This is a genomic window from Citrobacter enshiensis, assembly GCF_029338175.1.
Lineage (GTDB): Bacteria > Pseudomonadota > Gammaproteobacteria > Enterobacterales > Enterobacteriaceae > Citrobacter_D > Citrobacter_D enshiensis.
Genome location: NZ_CP119862.1, coordinates 3661532 through 3688269, shown reverse-complemented (window position 1 = coordinate 3688269; position 26738 = coordinate 3661532). Strand labels below are relative to the sequence as shown.

The 26738-nt window shown below is 52.4% G+C and carries 24 protein-coding genes; 17 read left to right on the top strand and 7 right to left on the bottom strand.

Features of this window, described 5'->3' with window-relative positions:
• Positions 1 to 304 precede the first annotated feature (304 nt).
• Together ehaB and iprA are read left to right on the top strand one after the other, a co-directional pair.
• Positions 305 to 3235, top strand: a complete 2931-nt coding sequence (gene ehaB, locus P2W74_RS17665) for an autotransporter adhesin EhaB (RefSeq protein WP_276292635.1) — start codon at positions 305 to 307, stop codon at positions 3233 to 3235.
• An 89-nt stretch (positions 3236 to 3324) separates the two neighbouring features.
• Positions 3325 to 3948 carry a hydrogen peroxide resistance inhibitor IprA gene (gene iprA / locus P2W74_RS17660; RefSeq protein ID WP_276292634.1) on the top strand — a complete coding sequence of 208 codons (624 nt, stop codon included), beginning with the start codon at positions 3325 to 3327 and terminating at the stop codon, positions 3946 to 3948.
• A gap of 1 nt (position 3949) precedes the next feature.
• Here the strand turns inward: iprA and ampH are convergent, their stop codons facing one another.
• Positions 3950 to 5107: a D-alanyl-D-alanine-carboxypeptidase/endopeptidase AmpH gene (ampH, locus tag P2W74_RS17655; protein ID WP_276292633.1), complete on the bottom strand. Its 1158-nt coding sequence runs from the start codon at positions 5105 to 5107 to the stop codon at positions 3950 to 3952.
• A 425-nt stretch (positions 5108 to 5532) separates the two neighbouring features.
• Between ampH and sbmA the strand changes: the two genes are divergently transcribed.
• Together sbmA and P2W74_RS17645 are read left to right on the top strand one after the other, a co-directional pair.
• A complete protein-coding gene (sbmA, locus tag P2W74_RS17650; protein ID WP_276292632.1) occupies positions 5533 to 6753 on the top strand; it encodes a peptide antibiotic transporter SbmA in 1221 nt (406 codons plus the stop codon).
• Between the two features lie 14 nt (positions 6754 to 6767).
• Complete coding sequence (locus P2W74_RS17645; RefSeq protein ID WP_276292631.1) at positions 6768 to 7871, top strand: DUF1615 domain-containing protein; 1104 nt, start codon at positions 6768 to 6770, stop codon at positions 7869 to 7871.
• Between the two features lie 25 nt (positions 7872 to 7896).
• Here P2W74_RS17645 and P2W74_RS17640 read toward each other — a convergent pair whose 3' ends face one another.
• Positions 7897 to 8205, bottom strand: a complete 309-nt coding sequence (locus P2W74_RS17640) for a YaiY family protein (protein WP_276292630.1) — start codon at positions 8203 to 8205, stop codon at positions 7897 to 7899.
• A 261-nt stretch (positions 8206 to 8466) separates the two neighbouring features.
• Between P2W74_RS17640 and P2W74_RS17635 the strand changes: the two genes are divergently transcribed.
• Complete coding sequence (locus P2W74_RS17635; RefSeq protein ID WP_276292629.1) at positions 8467 to 8682, top strand: DUF2754 family protein; 216 nt, start codon at positions 8467 to 8469, stop codon at positions 8680 to 8682.
• 77 nt (positions 8683 to 8759) lie between these two features.
• Here P2W74_RS17635 and ddlA read toward each other — a convergent pair whose 3' ends face one another.
• Positions 8760 to 9854 carry a D-alanine--D-alanine ligase gene (gene ddlA / locus P2W74_RS17630; protein WP_276292628.1) on the bottom strand — a complete coding sequence of 365 codons (1095 nt, stop codon included), beginning with the start codon at positions 9852 to 9854 and terminating at the stop codon, positions 8760 to 8762.
• 600 nt (positions 9855 to 10454) lie between these two features.
• Here ddlA and iraP point away from each other — a divergent pair.
• The 4 genes from iraP to adrA all read left to right on the top strand — a co-directional run bounded on the left by iraP (position 10455) and on the right by adrA (position 13981).
• Positions 10455 to 10715 carry an anti-adapter protein IraP gene (iraP, locus tag P2W74_RS17625; RefSeq protein WP_276292627.1) on the top strand — a complete coding sequence of 87 codons (261 nt, stop codon included), beginning with the start codon at positions 10455 to 10457 and terminating at the stop codon, positions 10713 to 10715.
• Between the two features lie 150 nt (positions 10716 to 10865).
• A complete protein-coding gene (gene phoA / locus P2W74_RS17620) occupies positions 10866 to 12281 on the top strand; it encodes an alkaline phosphatase (RefSeq protein ID WP_276292626.1) in 1416 nt (471 codons plus the stop codon).
• 152 nt (positions 12282 to 12433) lie between these two features.
• Positions 12434 to 12754: a phosphate starvation-inducible protein PsiF gene (gene psiF, locus P2W74_RS17615; protein WP_276292625.1), complete on the top strand. Its 321-nt coding sequence runs from the start codon at positions 12434 to 12436 to the stop codon at positions 12752 to 12754.
• A 111-nt stretch (positions 12755 to 12865) separates the two neighbouring features.
• Positions 12866 to 13981 carry a diguanylate cyclase AdrA gene (adrA, locus tag P2W74_RS17610; RefSeq protein ID WP_276292624.1) on the top strand — a complete coding sequence of 372 codons (1116 nt, stop codon included), beginning with the start codon at positions 12866 to 12868 and terminating at the stop codon, positions 13979 to 13981.
• Between the two features lie 15 nt (positions 13982 to 13996).
• On the opposite strand, the gene proC is transcribed toward adrA, so the two are convergent.
• Positions 13997 to 14806, bottom strand: coding sequence for a pyrroline-5-carboxylate reductase (gene proC, locus P2W74_RS17605; RefSeq protein ID WP_276292623.1), 810 nt, complete (start codon positions 14804 to 14806; stop codon positions 13997 to 13999).
• Positions 14807 to 14955: 149 nt separating this feature from the next.
• Here proC and P2W74_RS17600 point away from each other — a divergent pair, with 149 nt between their 5' ends.
• From P2W74_RS17600 to ppnP, 5 genes are all read left to right on the top strand, one after another.
• A complete protein-coding gene (locus tag P2W74_RS17600; protein WP_276292622.1) occupies positions 14956 to 15414 on the top strand; it encodes a YaiI/YqxD family protein in 459 nt (152 codons plus the stop codon).
• Positions 15415 to 15595: 181 nt separating this feature from the next.
• On the top strand, positions 15596 to 16141 hold the full coding sequence (gene aroL, locus P2W74_RS17595) for a shikimate kinase AroL (protein WP_276292621.1): 546 nt from the start codon (positions 15596 to 15598) through the stop codon (positions 16139 to 16141).
• A gap of 30 nt (positions 16142 to 16171) precedes the next feature.
• Positions 16172 to 16363 carry a YaiA family protein gene (locus P2W74_RS17590; RefSeq protein WP_276292620.1) on the top strand — a complete coding sequence of 64 codons (192 nt, stop codon included), beginning with the start codon at positions 16172 to 16174 and terminating at the stop codon, positions 16361 to 16363.
• A gap of 234 nt (positions 16364 to 16597) precedes the next feature.
• Entirely contained in the window at positions 16598 to 17275 is a 678-nt protein-coding gene (locus P2W74_RS17585; protein ID WP_276292619.1) for an AroM family protein, read from the top strand.
• A gap of 71 nt (positions 17276 to 17346) precedes the next feature.
• Positions 17347 to 17631, top strand: coding sequence for a pyrimidine/purine nucleoside phosphorylase (gene ppnP, locus P2W74_RS17580; RefSeq protein ID WP_203358707.1), 285 nt, complete (start codon positions 17347 to 17349; stop codon positions 17629 to 17631).
• A 39-nt stretch (positions 17632 to 17670) separates the two neighbouring features.
• On the opposite strand, the gene rdgC is transcribed toward ppnP, so the two are convergent.
• Positions 17671 to 18582: a recombination-associated protein RdgC gene (rdgC, locus tag P2W74_RS17575; protein ID WP_276292618.1), complete on the bottom strand. Its 912-nt coding sequence runs from the start codon at positions 18580 to 18582 to the stop codon at positions 17671 to 17673.
• Between the two features lie 249 nt (positions 18583 to 18831).
• Between rdgC and mak the strand changes: the two genes are divergently transcribed.
• Complete coding sequence (mak, locus tag P2W74_RS17570; RefSeq protein ID WP_276292617.1) at positions 18832 to 19740, top strand: fructokinase; 909 nt, start codon at positions 18832 to 18834, stop codon at positions 19738 to 19740.
• 51 nt (positions 19741 to 19791) lie between these two features.
• Here mak and sbcC read toward each other — a convergent pair whose 3' ends face one another.
• On the bottom strand, positions 19792 to 22935 hold the full coding sequence (gene sbcC / locus P2W74_RS17565) for an exonuclease subunit SbcC (protein WP_276292616.1): 3144 nt from the start codon (positions 22933 to 22935) through the stop codon (positions 19792 to 19794).
• Entirely contained in the window at positions 22932 to 24134 is a 1203-nt protein-coding gene (gene sbcD / locus P2W74_RS17560) for an exonuclease subunit SbcD (RefSeq protein WP_276292615.1), read from the bottom strand. Before sbcD ends, sbcC begins: the two co-directional genes overlap by 4 nt.
• Before the next feature lie 192 nt (positions 24135 to 24326).
• Between sbcD and phoB the strand changes: the two genes are divergently transcribed.
• Together phoB and phoR are read left to right on the top strand one after the other, a co-directional pair.
• A complete protein-coding gene (phoB, locus tag P2W74_RS17555; protein ID WP_162380135.1) occupies positions 24327 to 25016 on the top strand; it encodes a phosphate response regulator transcription factor PhoB in 690 nt (229 codons plus the stop codon).
• 56 nt (positions 25017 to 25072) lie between these two features.
• Complete coding sequence (gene phoR, locus P2W74_RS17550) at positions 25073 to 26368, top strand: phosphate regulon sensor histidine kinase PhoR (RefSeq protein ID WP_276292614.1); 1296 nt, start codon at positions 25073 to 25075, stop codon at positions 26366 to 26368.
• Positions 26369 to 26738 lie beyond the last annotated feature (370 nt).

The window sequence follows — 26738 nt, the reverse complement described above, 5'->3', positions numbered from 1 at the left end:
GTTATTATTTAAATGGTCGTTGGTTATTTATTGGTTGTTTTGTTTTTACTTGGGTTTATTATTGATGGTTTGTATGTTTCCTCCTTTTTATTTACATGTAACGCATTAATTTTTAATGGTGTTTTTTGGTTTTTATTAGATGGTTTCTGATGCTTTTGTTTATTGTCCGATTTCGGACTGCCGGGAAAGAATAATTGAACCTTTTAGTGTGGGTACCGCATAATCTTTCTTGCGAAACATAATGTTTTCTACGCATTGATAATTGATGGATCAACGATATTACGTCCCTGAGGAGGGATGACAAATGCACTCCTGGAAAAAGAAACTCGTAGTCTCAAAATTAGCATTAGCCTGCACTTTGGCAATCACTTCTCAGGCAAATGCTTCCACTGACATTTCTGGTACTACTTACACAACGTTTACGCACTATAACGACGCAACTTATGCTGATGGCGTTTATTATGATGGTTACGTCGGCTGGAACAACTACGCGACCGATAGCGTTTATAACGGTGATATCTACCCGGTAATCAATAACGCGACCGTTAACGGCGTCATCTCAACCTACTATCTGGATGATGGTCTTTCAACGAATACCAATAGTAATAGCCTGACAATCAAAAACAGCACCGTGCACGGAATGATTACTTCCGAGTGCATGACAAGCGATTGTGCAGATGGTCGTGATACGGGCTATGTTTATGATCGCCTGGCGCTCACCGTTGATAACTCAACGATCGACGATAATTACGAGCATTATACCTATAATGGCACTAACACTGATGGTACCGCCGATACTCACGTTGTAGACGTTTATAACCTGGGTACCGCCATCACGCTGGATCAGGAAGTCGATCTGGCGATTCAAAATAACTCACACGTTGCGGGAATCACTCTGACCCAGGGCTACGAGTGGGAAGATATTGACGACAACACCGTTAGCACTGGCGTAAACAGCGGCGAAGTGTTCAACAATACCATCACTGTAACTGATTCTACCGTGACTTCAGGTTCATGGTCAGATGAAGGAACTTCAGGTTGGTTCGGCAATACCAATAACGCAAGTGACTATAGCAATACTCTGACTGCTAATGACGTTGCGATTGCCGCAATTGCGAATCCGTATGCAGACAATGCGATGCAGACGACGGTCAATCTCAGCAATTCTACTCTGATGGGCGATGTTGTGTTCTCCAGCAACTTCGACGAAAACTTCTTCCCGAACGGTGCTGATTCCTATCGTGATACTGACGCCAATGTCGACACCAACGGCTGGGATGGTACTGACCGCATGGATGTTACCCTGAATAATGGTAGCAAATGGGTCGGTGCGGCAATGTCCGTACATCAGGTCGATACCGATGGTGATGGTGTATATGACAGCGTAGCTGCGGGTACTGATGCGACTGCAACATTGATCGATATCGCAGCCAATAGCCTGTGGCCATCGTCCACCTATGGCATTAACAGTGACGGTACCGCTTATGATGAAGACGGTCACGTTGTTGGCAACGAAGTTTATCAAAGCGGTCTGTTCAACGTAACGCTGAACGGCGGTTCTGAGTGGGATACCACCAAAGCATCTCTGATTGATACGCTGAGCATCAACAGCGGCTCTCAGGTCAATGTAGCGGATTCCCGACTGGTTTCTGACTCCATCTCTCTGACCGGCGGTTCTGCCCTGAATATCGGAGAAGATGGTCATGTTGCAACGGATACTCTGACTATCGACAACAGTACCGTATCTCTGGCTGACGATGTCTCTGCTGGCTGGAATGAGGCTGATGCCGCGCTGTATGCCAACACCATCACCGTGACTAACGGCGGTCTGCTGGATGTCAATGTTGATCAGTATGATGCCAGCCCGTTCAGTACAGATGTATTGAATCTGACCAGCACGACTGATACTGGCGGTAATATCCATGCCGGTGTGTTCGACATTCACAGCAGCGATTATGTGCTGGATGCCGACCTGACCAACGACCGTACCAATGACACCACGAAGTCTAACTACGGTTACGGTGTGGTTGCGATGAACTCTGATGGTCACCTGACCATTAATGGTAATGGCGATGCCGACAGTTCTGCTGACCAGTCCGAAGTGGATAATGCAGGTGACCACGTTGCAGCTGCAACCGGTAACTACAAAGTACGTATCGACAACGCGACAGGTGCAGGCTCCGTTGCTGACTACAGCGGTAAAGAGCTGATCTATGTGAATGACAAGAACAGCACCGCAACCTTCTCTGCGGCAAACAAAGCCGATCTGGGCGCTTACACTTATCAGGCTGAGCAGAAAGGCAATACAGTTGTAATGCAACAGATGGAGTTGACCGACTACGCGAACATGGCGCTGAGCATTCCGTCTGCTAACAGCAATATCTGGAATCTGGAGCAGGATACCGTAGGTACGCGTCTGAGCAACTCGCGTCATGGCCTGACAGATAATGGTGGCGCATGGGTTAGTTACTTTGGTGGTAACTTCAACGGCGACAACGGCACCATTAACTACGATCAGGATGTCAACGGCATCATGGTGGGTGTTGATACCAAAGTTGACGGTAACAACGCTAAGTGGACTGTGGGTGCGGCAGCAGGCTTTGCGAAAGGCGATATGAATGACCGTACAGGTCAGGTGGATCAAGACAGTCAGACTGCCTACATCTACTCTTCTGCTCACTTTGCGAACGACATTTTTGTTGATGGTAGCCTGAGTTACTCTCACTTCAACAACGATCTGTCTGCCTCCATGAGCGACGGTACTTACGTTGACGGCAGCACCAACTCTGATGCCTGGGGCTTCGGTCTGAAACTGGGTTACGACTGGAAAGTGGGTGATGCAGGTTATGTCACTCCGTACGGCAGCGTATCTGGCTTGTTCCAGTCTGGTGATGACTACCAGCTGAGCAACGACATGAAAGTTGACGGCCAGTCATACGACAGCATGCGCTATGAACTGGGTGTAGATACAGGTTATACCTTCACTTACAGCCAGGATCAGGCTCTGACTCCGTACTTCAAACTGGCCTACGTTTACGACGACGCCAACAACGATGCTGACGTAAACGGCGACTCTATCGACAACGGCACCGAAGGTTCTGCGGTACGTGTTGGCTTGGGTACTCAGTTCAGCTTCACCAAAAACTTCAGCGCTTATACCGATGCTAACTATCTCGGTGGTGGTGACGTAGATCAAGACTGGGCCGCAAACGTGGGTGTTAAATATACCTGGTAATTATTTCTCCCTGAGGAAATTACTAAAAGTTATTTAATCTAAGAAATGCCCGTCAAGGATTTGATGGGCATTATTGCATAGGACGAAAAATGCTCTCGTTGAGTAAACCAGTTAATGAATTTGGTAAACTCGATCAATGTTTGTCTAAATATGGCACTTGCTTCGAGTTGTGTAACGAAAAACAAACTGTTTTTTCTAATGATAACCATAAGGGCAATACGTTTGTTATCTTAAGTGGTGCCGTTTCTCTATGGAGAGGAGAACATATACTTGTAGGTATTGCTCAGGCTCCCTTTATCATTGGGCTGTCTGATGGTGTTATGAAAAATGATATGCAGTATAAATTAATAACGGAAGGTAATTGCGCTGGATATCATCTTCCTTCTTCTCAAACGATAAACATAATTGAAAAAAATAATCTGTGGCGTGAGGCATTTTGCTGGCTGGCATGGAAAAACCGTATTATGGAATTGCGTGATTTAGAGCTGATTGGTCATAACTCCTATGAACAAATCCGGGCAACGTTGATCTCAATGAATGAGTGGGATGAAGAACTGCGTTTTCGCATTGGTGTTATGAATTATATTCACCAGAGAACGCGGATTTCACGCTCCGTTGTTGCCGAAGTGCTTGCTGCTCTACGTAAGGGCGGTTATATCGTAATGAATAAAGGCAAACTGGTTGGCATCACTCGTTTGCCTTCAGAGTACTAACTCAGGATGCGGGAACCACCCGCGGTTTATTTCCGCTCAACTCCGTGACCAGCTCGTTGAGGCCGTCGCTCATACTGGTAAACCGGGTCAACGGAGAACGCGTTACCACGATAAACGCGCCGACATTGTGTTGTGGGATCATTGCCATGTAGGTAATAAAACCACCGCCGCCGCCTGTTTTCTGAATTATCCCCGGACGCCCGTTCTTCGGCGCCATGTAAACCCAACCCAGCCCCAGGGCATCAGCTTTGCCAGGGACGTCCATGCCGATCACTTTCCTCAACTGCGCGCGCTGATAGATGAGTGTCTGCATGCGGTCAGCCTGGTTGCTGCGGTGATAAAAATCAGAAGAAAGATACTGCTGCATCCAGCGCATCATATCCCCTGGCGTTGAGTACACGCCGCCGCTGCCAACGGCCGCTAACGTGTTATTGCACGGGCTGGCGCCTTTTTCCGCGACCATCAGGCGCTTGCACTGATCGGGCGAGGGGGTAAACGTCGTGTCTTTCATTCCGAGCGGACGGGTGATCTGCTCTTCAAAAATCTGGGTGTAAGGCTTGCCTGAGGCCGTTGCCAGTGCGTCAGCCAGCAGGTCGAACGCGAGGTTAGAATAAGATGCCTGCGAACCCGGCGCCGCTTTTAAAGTTGCGGTAGAGAGATAGCTCCAGCGTTGTTCACGGGTCGGCCAGACAAAGACCGGACGATGCGCCGCACCGCCAGGTTGTTCACGCGGCAAGGCACTGGTATGGGTCGCCAGATTCACCAGCGTAATCGGCGTTCCCTGATATGTCGGTACGCGTGCGCCAGGGGGCGCATATTTACTCAACGGATCGTGCAGATTCACCGTACCCTGATCGAGTAATTTCACCAGCATTTCACTGGTCATCAATTTGGTGAGCGACGCAATACGAATGACAGAATCTAACTGCGGATGGACGTTATTTCCTGGTCGTGTTTCACCAAAGCTACGGAACACACGTTGATTTCCATCTATCACAACCAGCGCCATTCCCGTGGCGCCGCTGCCGTAATAAATATGTTCGGCGTAACGATCGACGATATCGGAAGCAAAAACCGGATCGAGGCCCGGTTGGGCCGCGTGGACAGGTGTCAATGACGCCGCACACAGCGCGGCAGAAAAAAGCAGACTACGTTTCAACGGTGGTGTCCATAAGTTAATTGAAGAGAACAGTGTGAGTTTACACACTTCTTCTTTCAGACCGCCTCGACGCGATCTGAACGATTTGTTGTATATACTACTCAGCGGCGCCTGCAAAGCGCTAAATAGAGCAATGATAGTGTGAAAAACGTAACGGCGAGTAAATGGGGCTTTTTTTCTTGAGAGTGAAAGTTCGCTTTTGTGATCCCACGCTTGTGGTAACCTCGGGACGCCGGAGAATTTCGTTTTTGTGAAACCCGTCGAAACAATTCCTGAAGCCTGGAAAGCGAACTAAGCGCCACGATCCTGGTCACAATGGTCGGTTCCGTCTCGTTTTTCGTGGGCGCAGATCTGCATTACCGCCGTTTATGGCGCAAAAATAAGCAGCAGTCGTCATAACGATAAGAAGTTAGCAGGAGAGCATCATGTTTAAGTCTTTTTTCCCCAAGCCGGGGCCGTTTTTTATCTCGGCATTTATTTGGGCGTTGGTTGCCGTCATATTCTGGCAAGCGGGTGGGGGAACCTGGGTTGCGCATATCACGGGCGCGTCCGGTAATATTCCCATCAGCGCTGCGCGATTCTGGTCGCTGGACTACCTGGTTTTTTACGCTTACTACATTATTTGCGTGGGGCTGTTTGCGCTGTTCTGGTTTATCTATAGCCCGCACCGCTGGCAGTACTGGTCAATTCTTGGCACGTCGTTGATTATCTTCGTCACCTGGTTTCTGGTTGAAGTGGGGGTCGCCGTCAACGCCTGGTATGCCCCATTCTATGACTTGATCCAGACGGCATTAAGTTCGCCACATAAAGTGACTATCGGGCAGTTCTATCATGAAGTGGGCGTGTTTCTCGGTATTGCACTGATCGCTGTGGTCATCGGCGTGATGAACAATTTCTTTGTGAGCCACTATGTGTTCCGCTGGCGTACCGCCATGAACGAACATTATATGGCGCACTGGCAGCACCTGCGTCACATTGAAGGCGCCGCGCAGCGTGTGCAGGAAGACACCATGCGCTTTGCATCTACCCTCGAAGATATGGGCGTGAGTTTCATTAATGCCATCATGACGTTGATCGCTTTTTTGCCGGTGCTGGTCACGCTTTCCGCGCATGTGCCGGAACTGCCGGTGGTGGGGCATATTCCTTACGGTCTGGTGATTGCCGCGATCGTCTGGTCGCTGATGGGGACCGGCTTGCTGGCCGTGGTGGGGATCAAACTGCCGGGGCTGGAATTTAAAAACCAGCGCGTTGAAGCGGCTTATCGTAAAGAACTGGTTTACGGCGAAGATGACGGCAGTCGCGCTACGCCGCCCACCATACGGGAATTATTCAGCGCGGTGCGCCAGAACTATTTCCGCCTCTATTTTCACTATATGTATTTCAACATTGCCCGCATCCTCTATTTGCAGGTGGATAATGTTTTCGGTCTGTTCCTGCTGTTTCCGTCGATTGTTGCGGGTACCATTACGTTGGGTCTGATGACGCAAATCACCAACGTGTTTGGTCAGGTGCGCGGCTCCTTCCAGTATCTGATTAATTCGTGGACCACGCTGGTTGAGCTGATGTCTATCTATAAACGTTTACGCAGCTTTGAACGTGAACTGGATGGGCAAGAAATTCAGGAAGTGACCAACACATTTGGCTAACAAAAGGAAACATTATGCCGGCGGTATCCCGTCTTTATCCCTTATCATTACTGGCTGTGCTGGTGTTGGCAGGTTGTAGTACCCAACCCTCGCAGCCCTTAAAAAAGGGTGAAAAACCGGTAGATGTGGCAGGCGTGGTACGCCAGAAAATGCCGGCAAGTGTGAAAGACAGGGAGGCATGGGCGAAGGATCTGGCAAAGGCTTTTGAGAGTCAGGGGCTGGCGCCGACGGTTGAAAATGTTTGTTCGGTACTGGCGGTGGCACAGCAAGAGTCAAATTATCAGGCGGACCCCGCCGTGCCTGGCCTGAGTAAAATTGCCTGGCAGGAGATCGACAAACGTGCCGAGCGTATGCACATCCCCGTTTTCCTGGTCCATACGGCGTTGAAAATCAATTCCCCGACAGGGAAGAGCTACAGCGAACGTCTGGACTCGGTGAAAACGGAGAAACAGCTCAGCGCCATTTTTGATGATTTTATTAATATGGTGCCCATGGGGCAGACGCTGTTTGGTTCGCTCAATCCGGTTCACACGGGTGGCCCAATGCAGGTTAGCATCGCGTTTGCCGAGCAGCATACCAAAGGGTATCCGTGGAAAATGGAAGGCACGGTGCGCCAGGAGGTCTTCTCCCGCCGGGGCGGACTGTGGTTCGGTACGTACCATCTGCTGAATTATCCTGCGAATTACAGTGCGCCTATTTTCCGTTTCGCCGATTTTAACGCTGGCTGGTATGCCAGTCGTAATGCGGCTTTCCAGAATGCGGTGGCCAAAGCCAGCGGTGTAAAACTGGCGCTTGATGGCGATCTGATCCGTTACGACAGCAAAGAGCCAGGCAAAACAGAATTGGCGATACGTAAACTGGCAAACACACTGGGAATGAGTGAGAGCGAGATTCGTCGCCAACTGGAGAAAGGCGACAGTCTGGCATTCGAAGAGACGGCGCTGTACGAGAAGGTGTATCAGCTGGCGGAAACCAAAGCAGGCAAAGCGCTACCGAGAGAGATGTTGCCGGGGATTCAACTGGAAAGCCCGAAGATCACGCGTAATCTGACCACCGCATGGTTTGCAAAACGGGTAGACGAACGTCGGGCTCGCTGTATGAATTCTCCGGCCGGATAAGTCCCGGCGTCTGTTGGTTCCGGGGTTATTGATGACGCTGGCGCCAGCGTAAGAACGCGGCAATTACACCGAAAATCAAGCATCCCGCGAGGAACGGCACCAGACCAAAAAGGGTGCCGACGCCTAAACCGATCTCGACACGAGGGCGTCCGGTTTCCTGTACCTGCATTAAATGTTCATAGACGCCCGGCGCGTGAACCAGCAGATTTAAAATCTGCGCTCCTGCCCAAAAGCAAAACAGCACAAATACGGCGTAAGCGATGTTACCGGAAGTGGAGGTAGTATCCCGCTTCTTCCCGCCAAACAAGGATTTTGAGAGAGTGAAATCAGCCATAAAGACCTCCGGGGGGAATTCTGCAACTCTGGCGTCATACCAGCGGCTCGCAGTAATTCTGGCAGGTCATCGGATTTGTCAATATCAGAATGATGGTAATTTCGCCCAGGGATTACTCCTGGATTGCAGATTTCTGTTCGCTGTCACAAAATACGATCTTTACGTTAAGTTGCGTAACAATTCAGAAATTCCGCGTCCGCCACAGACCGTCAGGCGTAAATGTGCGAGGATGTTCTTTTATGCCCTGTCCCCGGAGCTGTCATGAACTTGCCTGTAAAAATTCGCCGTGACTGGCACTACTATGCCTTTGCTATTGGGCTTATCTTCATCCTGAATGGGGTGGTGGGGTTATTGGGTTTTGAAGCCAAAGGGTGGCAGACCTATGCGGTAGGGCTGGTCACATGGGTGATCAGTTTTTGGCTCGCCGGGCTGATTATTCGCCGCCGCGTGGAAGATGAAGCGGAAGATGCCCGATAACGCGCAGTTATCGGGCTTTATTTGCGTCAAAACGTCGGGTGGCAGAAGGTACCGTTCGACGTATGACGATGCGCCGTTTACATACTGGTTTTCAGCGCATTGTTAGCCGCGTGGCGTTCCAGCGCCAGCTCGATCAAACGGCTGATCAAATCGGTATAACCCAAACCGCTTGCCTGCCACAGTTTCGGATACATGCTGATATTGGTAAACCCAGGCAGCGTGTTGATCTCGTTGATCACCACTTCATTGTCTGGCGTTAAGAAAACATCGACGCGCGCCATACCCGCGCAGCCCAGTGTTTGATACGCCTGAATGGCGATCTCACGGATCTTTTCGTTCACGTCAGGGGCGATCGCCGCAGGGATCACGACTTTAGCGCCGTTATCGTCAATGTACTTGGTGTCGTAGGCGTAAAAATCGCTGTTCAGGACAATCTCACCACATGTACTGGCCTGCGGATGATCGTTGCCGAGAACGGCACATTCGATCTCGCGACCGTTGATGCCTTGCTCAACCACCACTTTATGATCAAACTCAAACGCCAGTGCCACGGCCTGATGATACTGCGCTTCGTTGGTGACTTTGCTGACGCCAACTGAGGAGCCCTGGTTCGCCGGTTTAACAAACAGCGGCAGGCCGAGACGCGCTTCTACCTCTGCAAAACTAACCGTATTGCGGTTGGTGCGAGTGAGCGTCATAAAGGGGGCGATATTCAACCCGGCATCGCGCAGCAGGCGCTTAGTGACATCTTTGTCCATACAGGCCGCAGAGCCGAGCACATCAGAACCGACGAACGGTAAATTTGCCACACGAAGCATGCCCTGTAGCGAACCGTCTTCACCCAGCGTTCCATGAACGATAGGGAAAATCACATCAACCGTTTGCAGCGGTTGGCCGTTCTGCGCGTCAATGAGCTGGTGCTCATGTTTGCCGGGCACTTGCGCCAGGCTTGTGGCTGAAGGACGCAGCGCAATATGAGCAGGGTCATCTGCGTTCAGCAGATAGTTACTGGCATCGTTAACGTGCCATTGTCCTTGTTTATCAATGCCTAACAGCACAACATCAAAGCGGGTCTTGTCGATGGCATCGACAATATTTTTTGCCGATTGCAAAGACACTTCATGTTCCGCCGACTTACCACCAAATACGATTCCTACCCGCAATTTCGCCATCTTAAAAACCCATTCCATGAAACGCAAAGCGTATACATTACCACGACAAAACGAGGGTTTCGCGCGCTTCTGCCATATTGTTTTGAAGAGGTACGAGACAAGGACGCCGCCACACGCCGGTCAAAGCACAATTCCCTGCGAATTACGGGGGATTGGTGTGATGTGTTTCACAAATCTGATGAACGGGGAGATAAAATATCAGTGGCGGGTATCCGTGCCATGGGTTCCACTGTTGCGCTCTTCAGGCCGACCCGAAGGGGACGTCACAGATCATCTTCAGACGCACAGGTTGTTCCGCACTGTTCGTGCCTTATCGGGCTCGACAATAATGCTTGTCAACATCAACACTTATTATTGTTCTGCACATTAAGTGAAATCAGGCGGGTTTATCATAACTTTATATTATGGTGCTGCGTGACTATTGAGTTTCAGGCTTTCTTATTATGAAATTATTCTGACCTGAGAAACGTTTCGCTGTTTAATTCAATGTGATTATTAACACAAAGTCTTTCTTTAATCATAAAAATACTACTTTCATCCTCTAGGCAGTGATGAATCATAATGATAACGTCAGCTTACTTCGGATAAGGAAATACGTTTATGAAAAACCTCATTTCAGAGTTGTTGCTTAAACTCGCCCAAAAAGAAGAAGAGTCGAAAGAGCTGGTGGCTCAGGTAGAAGCGTTAGAGATTATTGTCACCGCAATGCTGCGTAATATGGCGCAGGCTGAGCAGCAAACGTTGATTCATCAGATAGAGGGCGCACTCGAAGGCGTAAAGCCGGATGCCAGCGTTCCGGATAACGATACGGAATTGCTGCGCCAGTATGTAAAAAAGTTATTGAGGCATCCTCGTAGCTGATCGAATTCAGGGGCAATAACTGTCATATTGCTGTCATATCAGATACCTATAGTCACTTTGTTTTTATGCTTGTCATACTTCAGGTTGCATCTACTGCAATTCGAATTATTAAGAGCATCTTTTAATGTATTTATACATGGAGAAAATAAAGTGAAACAAAGCGCTATTGCTATTGCCCTGGTCTCTCTGTTTTTTATCCCCGCGACGTATGCCGGGTCTTCATCCGTGGCCGTGTTGGAGAATCGTGCGGCGCAGGGGGATATTACGACCCCGGGCGGGGCTCGCCGTTTAGTGGCCGATCAAACCTCCGCTCTGCGCGACTCACTGAGTAATAAACCCGCTAAAAATATCATTCTGCTGATTGGCGATGGTATGGGGGACTCGGAAATAACCGCCGCGCGAAATTATGCTGAAGGGGCGGGTGGTTTTTTTAAAGGCATTGATGCGTTACCTCTGACGGGGCAGTACACCCATTATGCGTTGGATAAAAAAACCGGCAAACCCGATTATGTGACGGACTCTGCGGCCTCCGCCACGGCCTGGACGACAGGCGTAAAAACCTATAACGGCGCGCTGGGCGTCGATATCCACGAAAAAGATCACACCACCCTTCTGGAAATGGCAAAAGCGGCGGGACTGGCAACGGGGAATGTCTCCACGGCAGAATTACAGGATGCGACGCCAGCGGCGCTGGTAGCGCATGTGACCTCCCGTAAATGCTACGGCCCTGTCGTCACCAGCGAAAAATGCCCGACAAATGCCCTGGAAAAGGGCGGCAAAGGCTCCATCACTGAACAATTACTGAATGCACGCGCGGACGTCACGCTTGGCGGCGGCGCAAAAACGTTTACTGAAACGGCGACGGCAGGCGAATGGCAGGGAAAAACGCTGCGTGAACAGGCGCAGGTTCGCGGCTATCAGTTAGTCAGCGATGCCGCGACGCTGGCTGCTGTTAGCGAAGCCAACCAGGACAAACCGCTGCTGGGATTATTCTCCGACGGCAACATGCCCGTGCGCTGGGAAGGGCCGAAAGCGTCATACCATGGCAATATTGATAAACCAGCAGTGACCTGTACGCCAAATGTGAAGCGTAACGACACCGTGCCAACACTGGCGCAGATGACAGACAAAGCGATCGAACTGCTGAGTAAAAATGAGAAGGGGTTCTTCCTGCAGGTGGAAGGGGCATCCATCGACAAACAGGATCATGCGGCTAACCCGTGCGGACAGATTGGCGAGACGGTCGATCTGGATGAAGCCGTGCAGCGCGCGCTGGAATTTGCGAAGAAGGATGGCAACACGCTGGTGGTGGTGACTGCCGATCATGCTCACGCCAGTCAGATTGTTGCGCCGGACACCAAAGCGCCGGGCCTGACGCAGGCGCTGAACACCAAAGACGGCGCGGTGATGGTGTTGAGCTACGGAAACTCTGAAGAAGAATCTCAGGAACATACCGGAAGCCAGCTGCGTATTGCCGCCTACGGCCCGCACGCAGCCAATGTGGTGGGGCTGACGGACCAAACCGATCTGTTTTACACCATGAAAGCGGCCCTGGGCCTGAAGTAAACGACGCCTGGCGGTAATACTTTTACCGTCGGGTGGTAATTTCGTCGTAAGCAGCCAGACTTAATGGCACGAAATCCTTCAGATTGCACAGGCTAAATAATTCAGGTTTTCTGATGGATTAAGTGTGTGAATATCCACAAAAGGATGGTGCTATGAAAATAACATTACTGGTTGCCCTGCTTTTTGGTTTGGTGTTTTTAACGACCGTCGGTGCTGCCGAGAAAACCTTAACGCCGCAACAACAGCGTATGACGACCTGCAATCAGCAGGCGACAGCCGAAGCGCTGAAAGGGGACGCCCGCAAGACCTATATGAGCGATTGCCTGAAGAACAGCACGTCTGCGCCAGGCGAGAAAAGTCTGACTCCCCAGCAGCAGAAAATGCGTGAGTGCAATGTCCAGGCGACAGAACAATCTCTGAAAGGCGACGATCGCAATAAGTTTATGAGTGCCTGCCTGAAAAAATCCGCGTAGTACAATACGGTAAGCTGTAGTGCTAACGGGTGAGATGAGAAAATCACTCACCCGAAATATCATACTTTCACTGCAAGCTTCGTCTCTATAATTTGGGAAAATTGTTTCAGAATGTTCCCAAAAATTATGAATGATGAAAGCTTTTACAAAAAAACGGTAGCGCCGGGGGGAGAGCCCGCCATACCGCCTCCCAATGACCACCAGCGTTCCGGGTTGCGCTTCGCCCGGCGTGTCAGGCTGCCGCGAGCAGTAGGACTGGGATGGATGTTCTTCCCCATTTCTGCCGCTCTGGTTGATCAGTCTGTCGCGGGAGGATGGTGGCTATTTTTGGTGGGGTGGGCTTTTGTCTGGCCGCATCTGGCATGGCAGCTGGCGAGCAAAGCCATCGATCCTTTAAGCCGGGAAATATACAACTTAAAAGCCGACGCGATTCTTGCGGGGGTTTGGGTTGGCGTGATGGGCGTCAATATCCTCCCCTCGACGGCATTACTGATGATGATGTGTATGAATCTGATGGGGGCCGGCGGTGTGCGGCTGTTCGTCGCCGGGATCGTATTGATGCTTGTTTCTAGCCTGGTGACATTACAACTCACCGGTATCACTGTGGCTTTTGGCAGCGCGCAGCTGGAATGGTGGCTCTGCCTGCCTGTGATTGTGATGTACCCGTTGTTGTTTGCCTGGGTCAGTTACCAGACGGCGACGAAACTGGCGGAGCATAAGCGCCGGTTGCAGGTGATGAGTACACGGGATGGCATGACGGGCGTCTATAATCGGCGTCATTGGGAGATTTTATTACGCAACGAATTCGATAATTGTCGCCGCTATAACCGTGACGCCACGTTGCTGATCATCGATATCGACCACTTTAAGAGCATCAATGACACCTGGGGCCACGATGTCGGCGATGAAGCGATTGTTGCCCTGACGCGACAACTGCAGATGACCCTGCGCGGCAGCGATGTTATTGGTCGCTTCGGCGGAGATGAATTTGCGGTCATCATGTGCGGAACCCCTGCGGAAAACGCCATTGCCGCGATGTCGCGGGTACACGAAAAGTTAGGCTCATTGCGTTTGCCATGCGCGCCGCAGGTCACGTTACGTATTAGCGTGGGGATTGCGCCATTGACCTCACAACTTGGGCACTATCGGGAGTGGTTGAAATCCGCGGACATTGCGCTTTACAAAGCAAAGAACGCCGGACGTAACCGCACCGAAGTGGCGGCCTGACGTCCAGCGATATCCTCAGGATTTACTGAGACTCTCCGACTTTTCCATACACTTCGTCATGGCTTCGATAACGGCGGCACGAAAGCCACGCTCTTCGAGGATCCGAACCGCTTCAATGGTGGTGCCTCCCGGTGAACACACCATGTCTTTCAACTCACCAGGATGTTTACCGGTTTCCAGAACCATTTTCGCCGATCCCATGACGGCCTGCGCCGCGAATTTATACGCCTGAGCGCGCGGCATCCCTCCCAGTACAGCGGCATCCGCCATCGCTTCAATAAACATAAAGACATAGGCTGGCGAAGACCCGCTGACGCCGACGACTGGGTGGATCATGGGTTCTGCAATGACTTCTGCTGCGCCAAAGCAACGGAAAATATTCAGCACATCGGCGGTGTCTTCCGGGGTGACCAGGGCATTCGGCGTCACGGAGGTCATACCGGCATTCACCAGCGAAGGCGTGTTTGGCATCGCGCGAATAATTTTACGATCGTGTCCCAGCGCCCGGGCGAGCTGGTCGAGGGTGACCCCCGCTGCAATCGAGACGACCAGCGAGTCTTTGCTCAGGCTGGAGGTGATTTCACTCAGCACTTTAATCATAATGCCGGGTTTTACGGCGCCAAAGACGATATCTGCAACCTGCGCCACTTCTTGCGCGGTCTGCGCCGGGTTAATGCCGTACTGCTCATGCAGGGCGGCAACTTTGTCGGGGGATGGGGTATATACCCAGATTTGCCCCGGGAGAACCTGGCCGCTCGCAATCAGGCCGCCAAGAATCGCTTTTCCCATGTTGCCACAACCGATAAAACCGATTTTCTTCTCCATCGCGTCACTCCCCCCTGGGTGATATTCATTGTTTTGATGAGTAAAGCGTAGCTTAACGCGGAATGAGCATGTTCAGAAGGAGAAACAGCACTTTGACGGAAGGCAAAAGCACGAGACAATGTAAAAATGCACATCAGTAAGGAGCGGTTATGACAATATGGGTGGATGCTGACGCGTGTCCGAATGTAATCAAAGAAATTTTATACCGTGCCTCTGAGCGGATGCAGATGCCGTTGATTCTGGTCGCCAACCAGAGTTTACGTGTCCCGCCATCACGACTTATCCGCACATTGCGCGTACCTGCCGGCTTCGATGTGGCGGATAATGAGATCGTACGCCAGTGTGAACCCGGCGATCTGGTTATCACAGCAGACATTCCGTTGGCTTCCGAAGTCCTGGAAAAAGGGGCTGCGGCGTTAAACCCGCGCGGAGAACGGTATAGCGAAGCAACCATCCGTGAACGTCTGACGATGCGTGATTTTATGGACACCTTACGTGCCAGTGGGATCCAGACCGGCGGCCCGGATAGTCTTTCTCCACGCGATCGCCAACACTTCGCCGCTGAACTGGATAAGTGGTGGCTGGAAGTCCAGCGCAGGGCACGGTAGCTGCAATTTTATCTTTACACTTCATTACCTGCGATTTCTTGTTATAGTAAGGACGTACGGTATATCACATTCTCGCTGGAATGATTTATTTACACTTAACGATGTACTAGTTTGGTGGTATGATTATTACTTTAACGACATCAGATCCCGCATGTTTGCGGCTCTCCTGGGAACTCCCGTTATGACGCAACCTCTTTTTCTTGTTGGCCCACGGGGCTGTGGTAAAACAACAACCGGTATGACGCTTGCTCAGGCGACCGATTACCAGTTTGTTGATACCGACCAGTGGTTGCAATCGCACGTGCAAATGACTGTGGCAGAAATGGTCGAGAGAGAAGGGTGGGACGGCTTTCGCGCTAGGGAAACGACTGCGCTTGAGGCGGTCACCGCACCGTCAACGGTGGTGGCTACCGGTGGCGGGATTATTCTTACGGAATACAACCGTCATTACATGCGTAATAACGGCATTGTTTTCTACTTATGCGCACCGGTGTCGGTATTGGTTGATCGCCTGGAAGCGGCGCCGGAAGAGGGACTGCGTCCTACCTTAACGGGCAAACCGTTGAGCGAAGAGGTGCGGGACGTGCTTGAACAACGCGACGCGCTGTACCGTGAAGCGGCGCATTACATTGTTGATGCGACTAAACATCCGGACCAGGTGGTGGGTGAAATTCTCGCGGCACTGTCGCAAGCGCAACTACGTCAGCAGGGCGGCGTCTATACTTAAAGTTCATCCCGTTGTAAAAAAGGAGGAACCATGCCGAACAATCCCCTCTATCCGCGAAAAGCCTGGATTGTCACCCTTGAAAAAGGGACGCCAGGCCAGACGGTGCTCCGCTACCAGCTTCGGGCCGATTATCCCAAACCAGACTCTTTGATCAGCGAGCACGCCAGCGAAGAAGACGCACTGGATGCCAAAAAACGCTATGAAGACCCTGATAAAACCTGATGCCATCATGACTCAGAAAGGAATCTGAGTGTGCCTGGATCACATTTATCACGCTCTGTGGCGTTCTGCTAAAACTGAAAATTAAACGATAACAATATAGTACTGGAATTAATTGGAATCTTTACACAATGCGTTGCGTAACTGCTGCTACGCTTTTTGGCATTTGTAGCGCAGGTAAGTGTTCGCATATTTACCGGGAATTAACGAAGAAGTATAAGAAGGCGGAGCATAAAAATGAGTGCGTCGTTGGCTATTCTCACTATTGGTGTTGTGCCAATGAGTGAAGTCTTACCTCTCTTAACCGAGTATATCGACGAGCAACATATCTCTCACCATAGCCTGCTGGGCAAAATGTCTCGTGAGGATGTGATGGCGGATTATGCTGTGGCGCCAGGTGATGAACCCCTGCTGACGTTGCTCAGTGATAATCAACTTGCTCATGTATCCCGCCAGAAAGTGGAACGGGATCTGCAAAGTGTGGTTGAAGTGCTGGATAACCAGGGTTACGACGTGATCCTGTTAATGAGCACCTCGTCGATCAACAACATGACGGCCCGTAATACGATTTTGCTTGAACCATTGCGCATTATCCCTCCGCTGGTGGCGTCGATTGTCGATGGGCATCAGGTTGGGGTGATTGTTCCGGTTGAGGAGTTACTGGATGCCCAGACCAAAAAATGGCAGGTATTACAAACGCCGCCGGTCTTTTCGCTGGCTAACCCAATCCACGGTTCTGAACAGCAATTGATTGATGCGGGGAAGGCGTTGCTGGAACAAGGCGCTGATGTGATCATGCTGGATTGCCTGGGTTTTAACCAGCGTCATCGTGATTTACTGCAAAAAGCGCTGGATGTTCCGGTTTTACTTTCTAATGTGTTGATTGCGCGACTGGCGTCGGAATTACTTGTTTAATTTTGCGTGACAGGCAGAAGGTCAGGCCCCTATATTGAGGATTAACTTAATCATGAAACAGGGCCAGTTGTATGCTACAAAGCAATGAGTACTTTTCCGGCAAAGTGAAATCAATCGGTTTTACCAGCAGCAGTACTGGTCGCGCCAGTGTCGGCGTTATGGCGGAAGGTGAATATACCTTTAGTACCGCGGCCCCTGAAGAAATGACGGTGGTCAGCGGTGCGCTGAATGTTCTGCTACCGGGCGAGACCCAGTGGAAAGTGTTTGCCGCAGGCGAGGTGTTTAACGTTCCCGGCAATAGCGAATTCCATCTGCAGGTGGCAGAGCCGACCTCTTATCTTTGCCGCTATCTGTAATGTAATTCCCTCTCCGTCAGGAGAGGGAATACTGTGCAACTAGCGTTGCGCTTCGCCACCCAGTCCTTCTACCAGGTTTTGAATTAACGCCGCCAGCTCGCCGGTCATCAGGATAAAGTCGGCATCAAAACGTTGGGCAAAATCTTCCCTGTCGATATCTTCGTTTTGATCGCGCAGCTCATCGCAGAACTTCAGGCGTTTGATCGAGCCGTCGTCACACATCAAAAACTGGATCCGTTGCTGCCAGTCAAGCGCCAGTTTGGTGACCACTTTACCCGCTTCAATGTGATTGGCGATTTCGGCGCTGACCAGATCCTGCTTCTTCGCGCGGATCACGCCGCCATCTTCGAGCATGGCTTTCAGTTCGGCTTCATCCAGCAACTGGAATCCCTGGGCAACCGTACCGGAACGTACCCACTCGGTGAGCGTTAATTCGATAGGGTTTTCCAGCGTCAGCGGAACCACCGGCAAGGAACCGAGGCATTTACGCAGCAGCGCCAGCGTATCTTCCGCTTTTTTGGCGCTTGCGCAGTCGACCATGATCAGGTCATTCACCGTGTCTATCCACATCATTGTCTGGTTAAAACGGCTAAAGGCGCGCGGCAGAAGGGAGTGCAGCACTTCATCTTTCAGCGAATCTTTTTCGGTCTTCTTCAGCTTGCGACCCTGTTCGGCTTCCAGTTTGGCGATTTTCGCTTCCAGCGCCTGTTTGATCACCGGCGCAGGCAGGATCTTCTCTTCTTTGCGCGCGCAAATAATGATTTGGCCATTGGCGGTATGCGTTAATGCATCGCTGTGCGATCCCATCGGCGGTACCCAGCCCATTTTTGCCATATCCTGGCTACCGCAAGGGGTAAACGTCATCGAGGATAGCTGTTTTTCCATCTCCTCAGCACGCAAAGAAACGTCGCGGCTAAGACGGTAAACCATTAAATTTTTGAACCACAGCATGATAATTTCCACGGCCTTGTCGTTAAATCCAGCGGGTAGTTATACCCAAAGAGTTCGAGTTGCAGGAAGGCGGCAACGCAGAGAGCCCCGGGAGCTTACTGAAGTAAGTGACTGGGGGAAGCGAGGAAAGCCGACGCATCTGCAACTTGAAGGATGCCGGGTATAATAACGAATTGTCGACGGGCTTGCATTGCCAATCAGGAAGCTCGCTTCTACTCTGTTGATATTTCATAAAATGAGGAGCGTCGTGTGCGTATAGGTATTGATTTGGGTGGGACCAAAACAGAGGTGATTGCGCTCGGTGATGCGGGGGAACAGTTGTTTCGCCATCGTCTGCCCACGCCGCGCGACGATTATCGACAAACGATTGAGACCATTGCTAGCTTAGTGGAAATGGCTGAACAGGCGACCGGCCAGACGGGAACGGTGGGAATGGGGATTCCGGGTTCCATTTCTCCGTATACCGGGGTGGTGAAAAATGCCAACTCCACCTGGCTTAACGGTCAGCCGTTTGACCACGATCTGAGTGTGCGTCTTAACCGTGAAGTCCGGCTAGCAAATGACGCCAACTGCCTGGCGGTGTCTGAAGCCGTGGACGGCGCGGCGGCGGGTGCACACACGGTTTTTGCCGTGATTATCGGTACCGGGTGCGGTTCCGGCGTGGCGCTGAATGGTCGCGCGCATATTGGTGGAAATGGGACGGCGGGCGAGTGGGGGCATAATCCGCTGCCGTGGATGGACGAAGACGAGCTTCGCTATCGTGCAGAAGTCCCCTGTTATTGTGGTAAACAAGGCTGCATTGAAACGTTTATCTCCGGCACCGGTTTTGCTACGGATTACCATCGTTTGAGCGGCAACCCGCTGAAAGGCAGCGAAATTATTCGCCTGGCGGAAGAACAGAACGCAACCGCGGAACTGGCGCTGAGTCGCTATGAGCTGCGGCTGGCGAAATCGTTAGCGCATGTGGTGAACATCCTAGACCCGGACGTCATTGTTCTGGGCGGCGGGATGAGTAATGTCGACAGGCTGTACCAAACGGTGCCGTCGTTAATCAAACCGTTTGTTTTTGGCGGCGAGTGCGAGACGCCGATTCGTAAAGCGCTGCATGGTGATTCCAGCGGCGTGCGCGGGGCGGCCTGGCTGTGGCCGCAAACGTGATAGTTTAACACGTTGCCGGATGGCGCTGATACGCCTCCGGCAACACACGGATTATTCCACTGCAAACATCCTGTCCAGCTTGCTGTAGCCCAGCCCATTAATCTTCTTCACTTTGATCTGCACGGGGATCCGTTCTTTCATCGCTTCGACATGGCTTATTACCCCGATGGTTTTACCGGTTGCGTTCAGTGCATCCAGTGCATCCAGCGCGGTGTCCAGCGTTTCGCTGTCCAGGGTGCCGAATCCTTCATCAAGGAACAGGGAGTCGATTCGCGTTTTGTGGCTGACCAGATCCGACAACGCCAGCGCCAGCGCCAGGCTCACGAGGAAACTCTCGCCGCCGGAAAGCGTACGGGTGTCGCGCACGGCATCGGCTTGCCAGGTGTCGACCACTTCCAGCTCCAGCGCTTCGCTGGCTTTACGTTGCAGTAAGTAGCGTCCGTGCAGGCGTGTCAGCTGATTGTTCGCCAGCCAGACCAGATTATCCAGCGTGAGTCCCTGGGCGAATTTGCGGAATTTATCGCCCTCTTTAGAGCCGATGAGCGCATTGAGATAGCCCCAGTCTTCCACCTGCTGCGCGGCTTTTTCTATCTCCAGCATCAGTGACTGCTGCTGCTGACGATTGTCGGCATCCTGCTTAAGCTGCTGGCGGATTTCGCCCTGGCGGGTGGCGTTTTCCCGCAACTGGGCGTTGACCTGCGCCAGTTCCTGTTGGATCTGTTCCACCGTTTGGGTGGGGTCCAGCGCGTCGGGAGGTTGCTGCTGGTGATCCGCGAGCGTCTGGGCGGCTTGTGCGGCTAATGTTTGCGCCTGCTGTAACTGGTTTTCCAGTAACTGCCGGAGTTGCTCAAGACGGCTAACGGTTTCATCGTCCAGCAGGGCGGCGAGGAACGCGGCCTGGTCATCGAAGACACTGGCCTGCAACGCGGTGTTGAAATGGGTCTGAGCGTCTGCGGCTCGCTGTGTTTCCTGCGCTTCCTGCTGCTGCAACGTTTGCCATTGGCTCTGTAACGAAACGCACTCGTCATGCACCTGTCGCCAGTTTTCCAGAGACAGAGGGGCGCTGTCGTCGATGGCGATATCGGTCGCCGGCAGCGTATCCAGCAGTGGGGTTAATTGGGCGATTCGCGTTTGCAGCTCGGTCAGTTCCGTCTGGCGGCGTTGCCACGTTTGCGCTTCCTGCGTCCTTGCGCTAAGCCAGGATTCTTCCTCGCCTTCGCCAGGCAGTGACAGCGCGTAGCGCGTCACTTCGGCTAATAGCGACGCGTGGCGTTGCGCGATCTGCTGTTCAAATTGCATCACCTGCTGAGTATCTGCCGCGATTTGCGCCATCAGGACGTGTCGTTGGCTCAGTTGATGCAACTGGTGTTCGTAATCATCCTGCGCGGTCAGCCAGGGCGAAATATCGTCCTGCGGCTGCAGCGAAATATGCAGGCTGGCGCACAGCGTTTGCCATTCCTGAGTAAGTGCTTGCTCTTCTTTTAACAGCGCCTGCGCTTCGCTTTCGTCACGCTGTAATTGCTGCGTGAGGGTGTCGAGTTGCCCGCGCAGTGTGGCGCCTTCTTCTGCCAGCGTTTTGACCTCTTTTTCCAGCGAATCGCGCCGTGCCTGATTCACCCCGGGTTCGAGAGCCTGATAGACCTCTACGGCAGGGTGTTCGGTGGAGCCACACAGCGGGCACGGTTGGCCGGACTGCAGTAACGCGCGATGGCTCTCGAGGTCTTTGATCCGCGCTTCCTGCTCACAAATCGTTTTGACATCAATGAATTGCTGATTTTTCTCTTTATAACGCTGCCGTTTTTCCGCCAGTGCGGTATTACGCTGAGCCTGTTCCTGCTGGCTGTGTTGAATCGCGGCCTGTAGCTGTGCCAGCCGTTTCTGTTTTGGCGCGATTTGTCCGTGGAGCGAGGCGAGGCGCTGGCGCAACGGGCGAAGTCCGGCGTGTTGCGCCAGCGCTTGCGTTACGTCATCGGCAGACAGATCCAGCGATTGCAGCGGAAGCGCGTCAAGCTTACGGGTGTCGCTTTCCTGCTGCTGTTGCCATTTGAGCAACTGCGTTCTGTCACCGGACTGCTGTGCAAACAGCGCGCGCCACCCGGCCAGTTCACTGCCCCATAAGCGAAAACGGTCGTGTTCGGTGAGCCATGCCGTTAGCGTCTGCTGTGTGGCGTGCAGTTCAGCAGACTGGCGCTGGGCATGGGCGCGAAGGCGATTGCGCAGCGATAATGAACTCTGTAAGCGAGTGTTCACTTCTTGAATCTGCTGACGCGTTCGGGTAACGGTAGCGGCTTGTTCTTCAATACGCTCCCACAAGGGTCGTAGTTGCCGCGCCGGTTGCGCCAGCTTCAGCGCCGCTAACTGCGGCTGAACGTTTGTCAGTGCCTCTTGCGCCGACTGTAACGCCTGCTGGCGACGAGTGACTTCCGTCTGCAACTCACTCTGGCGTGTCAGCCACTGCAGGTGATGCTGTTGTATTTGCTGGCGCGTGAGGGACTGTTTTTCTTCGTCAGTAAGTACCTGCAAACGTTCTGTGAGCGCCTGCAGTTGCTCCGGGGCGAGCAGGGCGACACCGCTGGCCTGCGCCTGCAGTTTCTCCAGTTCGGTGCGGGCGGTTTTGTGTTTCTCAAAGACCATTGCCGAAATCTGGCCATAAATTTCGGTGCCGGTCAGCTCTTCCAGCAGTTCGGCGCGCTCTTTGGGTTTGGCATTCAGGAACGCGGCGAACTGCCCCTGCGACAACAGCATAGAACGGGTAAAGCGCCCGTAATCCAGCCCGGTCAGCGAGGCGGTCATCTCCAGCTTGTCTTTGACCTTATCGGCGAGAATTTTTCCGTCTGCGCAGCGCGCCAGCTCCACGCGAGGCGTCTGCAAATTACCGTCTGGCTGATTGCGGGCGCGGTTTTGGCTCCAGAACGCGCGGTAGGCTTCGCCTTTGACCTCAAATTCGACTTCCGCCAGACATTCTGCGGTGTCGCGGGTCATCAGATCGTTTTGTGACTGCGAGAGTGTGCTCAGGCGCGGCGTTTCGTGATACAGCGCAAGGCAAATGGCATCCAGCAGGGTGGTTTTCCCGGCACCGGTCGGGCCGGTAATGGCGAACAGTCCGTTGCTGGCGAACGGTTCCGCCGTAAAATCGATTTTCCATTCCCCTTTCAGGGAGTTCAGGTTTTTCAGGCGCAGGCTGATTATTTTCATGCGTCATGTTCCCCGGCGAGAGTGTGTAAGGTAGTGCTGAACAACTGGTTGAGGCGTTCACGCTGGGGAACCTCCAGCTCTTCCAGCGCCAGACGACGCTCAAAAACCTCTTCCACGCTCAGTTCGCTCAGGGTTTCGCGTCGCTCATTCGCTATGCTCCGCTCACGTTGTTCCCGACTACGCCGCACCAGCAGGACCTCTACCGGGAGATCGTCAGTTAACGCCTGAATTTTTCGCTGCATATCGTGCAGGTACTCGTCGGTGGTGATTTCGATATCCAGCCACACTGGGGGGTGTTGCGCGGCGTTCTTAAACGACGCAAGTTGTTCGGTAATGGCCGCTAAATCGCCTTTCAGCACCGCCAGCGGCTGGGTGACCGGAACGGTGAGGATCTCTGTTGAATGCAGTTTTCCGTTTTCGAAACTCACCAGATGAACGCATTTGCTTTTTCCGCACTCATCAAAGCTCAGCGCGATGGGAGAACCGCAGTAGCGAATATGTTCCGTCCCGCCAATCACCTGCGCTCGGTGAATGTGCCCCAGCGCGATGTAATCGGCAGGGGGGAAATTTTGTGCCGGAAAGGCATCCAGGGTGCCAATGTAGATGTCACGTACCGCGTCACTTTTACTGGCGCCGACGGTCGTCAGGTGCCCGGTGGCAATAATCGGCAGCGGTTGTTCGCCGCGCAGTTCGCAGGCTTGCTGATATTGCAGCTGATAATAGTCGGTGATGGCGGTGAGCAGATGCTGCTGTTTTTCGCGACCGCTGAGACCGGCCTGACTGGTGATGATGTCACGCGGACGTAAAAAAGGAATTGGGCACAGCACGGCGCCTGGCGTACCGTCGCGACGGTGAAGATAGTGCGGCGCATGTCCCGCGCTGGCGACCACGGTGGTGTTCAGAAACGCCAGAATTTCGCGTGACTCGTTGAGCGTGGCGACAGAATCATGGTTTCCGGCCAATACCACCAGATGACAGCCTGTTTGCTGTAAATTGACGACAAAACTGTTGTACAGCTCGCGGGCATAGCTTGGCGGCGAGCCCGTATCAAAAATATCGCCTGCAACAATGATCGCATCCACCTGCCGGGATTGCGCCGTTTCCAGCAGCCAGTCAAGAAAGGCCTGGTGCTCGTCGGCGCGGCTTTTACTGTAGAAGTTTTGGCCGAGATGCCAGTCAGAGGTGTGTAGGATGCGCATAACAGTTCCATGGCGAAAAAGCGTGAACGGGATTATAACCTTTCAGGGAGGTTAATATCTTGTTTATGGGGTGTCATAAATCAACAATCTGGCGTGGGGATTGACGCTTTTTTTCATAAATCTGTCATAAATCTGACGCATAATGGCGCCGCATTGATAATGATGACTAGCAACTCTATAACAGGGCAAATCATGGCGAGACGTATTCTGGTCGTAGAAGATGAAGCTCCAATTCGCGAAATGGTCTGTTTCGTGCTTGAGCAAAATGGCTTTCAGCCAGTCGAAGCCGAAGATTATGACAGTGCAGTGAACCAACTGAATGAACCCTGGCCAGATCTGATCCTGCTGGACTGGATGTTGCCGGGCGGTTCTGGCCTTCAGTTCATCAAGCATCTCAAACGTGAGGCGATGACCCGCGAGATTCCTGTCGTTATGCTAACGGCAAGAGGGGAAGAGGAAGACCGCGTACGTGGACTGGAAACGGGGGCGGACGACTATGTCACAAAACCGTTCTCGCCCAAGGAGCTGGTCGCGCGGATCAAAGCGGTCATGCGACGCATTTCACCGATGGCGGTCGAAGAGGTGATTGAGATGCAAGGACTGAGCCTCGACCCGACATCGCACCGGGTGATGACCGGGGAAAACCCGCTTGATATGGGACCTACCGAATTCAAATTGCTGCACTTCTTTATGACGCATCCCGAACGCGTCTACAGTCGTGAGCAACTGCTAAACCACGTCTGGGGCACCAACGTGTATGTGGAGGACCGTACGGTCGACGTCCATATTCGCCGTCTGCGTAAAGCGCTGGAACATAGCGGTCATGACCGCATGGTACAAACCGTACGTGGGACAGGGTATCGCTTTTCGACCCGCTTCTGACGCCTTGCCGCCGGTCAGGCTGGCAAGGCTTTCAAATCGTGAATGGAGTGTGACGCGTGCTGGAACGGCTGTCATGGAAAAGGCTGGTGCTGGAGCTGATACTTTGCTGCCTCCCGGCGTTTATCCTTAGTGTATTTTTTGGTTATCTGCCCTGGTTTTTACTGGCGTCGGTAACGGGACTGCTCATCTGGCATTTCTGGAATTTATTACGTCTCTCCTGGTGGTTGTGGGTCGACAGAAGTATGACGCCGCCACCGGGAAGCGGAAGCTGGGAGCCGCTGCTGTACGGCCTGCATCAAATGCAGCTGCGTAACAAGAAACGCCGCCGTGAACTGGGGAATCTCATTAAACGTTTTCGCAGCGGGGCGGAATCGCTGCCCGATGCGGTGGTGCTGACCACGGAGGAAGGGGGCATCTTTTGGTGTAACGGCCTGGCGCAACAGGTGCTGGGATTACGCTGGCCTGATGACAGTGGGCAGAACATCCTCAACTTGCTGCGTTATCCGGAATTTACGCAGTATCTGAAAACACGCGATTTCACCCGACCGCTCAATTTGGTGTTAAACACCGGACGGCATCTGGAGATTCGGGTGATGCCCTACACCGACAAGCAGTTGTTGATGGTGGCGCGTGATGTGACGCAAATGCACCAGCTCGAAGGGGCTCGGCGAAACTTTTTCGCCAACGTCAGCCATGAGCTGCGTACGCCGCTCACCGTGTTGCAGGGCTATCTGGAGATGATGCAGGAACAGTCTCTGGAGGGGGCCACGCGGGAAAAAGCGCTGCATACGATGCGCGAGCAAACGCACCGCATGGAAGGGCTGGTGAAACAGTTACTGACGCTGTCGAAAATTGAGGCTGCGCCTGTACTGCTGCTCAACGAACGCGTGGACGTACCGATGATGCTGCGCGTCGTTGAACGCGAGGCGCAAACGTTAAGTCAGCAGAAGCATAGCTTCACGTTTGAGGTCGACAGTCAGCTTTGCGTGCTGGGCAATGATGATCAGTTGCGTAGTGCGATTTCGAATCTGGTGTATAACGCGGTGAATCACACCCCGGCGGGGACGCATATCACCGTGCGCTGGCAGCTCGCCGCGCAGGGCGTGGAGTTCAGCGTGCAGGATGATGGGCCGGGCATTGCCCCTGAACATATCCCGCGTCTGACTGAACGTTTTTACCGGGTGGATAAGGCGCGATCACGGCAAACTGGCGGCAGCGGTTTGGGTCTGGCGATTGTTAAGCACGCATTAAATCATCACGACAGTCGATTGATTATCGACAGCACCGTGGGGAAAGGAACGCGGTTTAGTTTTGTTCTGCCGGAACGTTTAATTGCCAAAAATAATGCTTAATGTTGCAATGTAAGATTATCTTTCCATAAGCCAGCGAATGCTGGCTTTTTTTCTTTGCGGTAAAGATTCACCCGCTGAATTTTTCAACGTCTGATGCTTTTTTGTTCGCATGATTAGCCATGACTTTTTCTTATGGATGGTGTTTTGTTCTAAGCCGTATATTCATCCTGGTATATTGTTCTGGTTTTTGGATCCCATCTTGCTTTAAAACGTTATAAGCGTTTAAATTGCGCCTCAGATGCTGTCATAGAGACTGCATTAATGCGGTAAATCGAAAAACTATTCTTCGCCGCGCCAGGTCGGGAGCATATCCCGCTGGAATTGATTAAAAATTCCGCTGTATTGTCCCCCAGGGAAAGGCAGAAAATTT